A 709-nucleotide genomic window follows, 5' to 3' on the forward strand; every position below is an offset into this window, starting at 1 on the left:
GCGAGCGCATCGGACATGAATATCTTGTTATCGAGCACTTCCTCGCCCCAGAGATCGGGTCCGTCCAGCGCAGCAGGTGAAAGCGCCACTTGCCCCTCGCCCCATTCCTGGACTTTCCAAAGCATCTGGCCCGTTCTTGGGCTCACCCCTCTCTCGGCCACATTCGGGCTCGCCTCGGGCACCAGCGTATTCTTCCGCGCCCCAAAATTGAGCAAGAAGAACTCACCCGGATAGGGCGTCTCGAGATCGGCCTTGTAAACGGGAAACGGCACGAGGCCGCCCTCACCAAGGTCGAACCGTGAGAGGATTTCGGCAAGTTTGCCCCTGACGACATAAATGCCGCCTTCCGCAAAAAGATCACCGACCTTCTTGAAGTATTTTTCGTTCCAGACAGCGGCGGCTTCAGGCATCTCCTCGCGGCGCAGGGAAAAGCCTTGCATATAGCGACGCAAACCAGCGACATACTCAGGGGTATCTGGAGCAGCTAGGCCGGTCTCCAGATCCCAGTCCCGCCCAAACAGCTTGCCCCGCGTCCCCTGCTTGTAGCCTATATTGGCGCTCAGCAGACTGCTCATCCACACGGCGGTCATCCTGCCGCTCCGTTTCTCGTCATTGCCCGATACACGGCCCAGCCCGCCAAGCCGCCCAGCACCACGAGCACCATCGCCGCGGGCACCCGCCCAAGCGGTGCGACCAACGCCGTATCGAC

At 60.8% G+C, this 709-nt stretch carries 1 protein-coding gene; it reads right to left on the bottom strand.

The features are described 5' to 3' along the window. Positions 1–590 (bottom strand): hypothetical protein (locus MTR66_RS20850; RefSeq protein WP_243924619.1); only part of this gene is annotated, 590 nt, incomplete at its 3' end. Positions 591–709 lie beyond the last annotated feature (119 nt).

Origin of the sequence: Novosphingobium beihaiense (assembly GCF_022832375.1) — a bacterium.
GTDB lineage: Bacteria > Pseudomonadota > Alphaproteobacteria > Sphingomonadales > Sphingomonadaceae > Novosphingobium > Novosphingobium beihaiensis.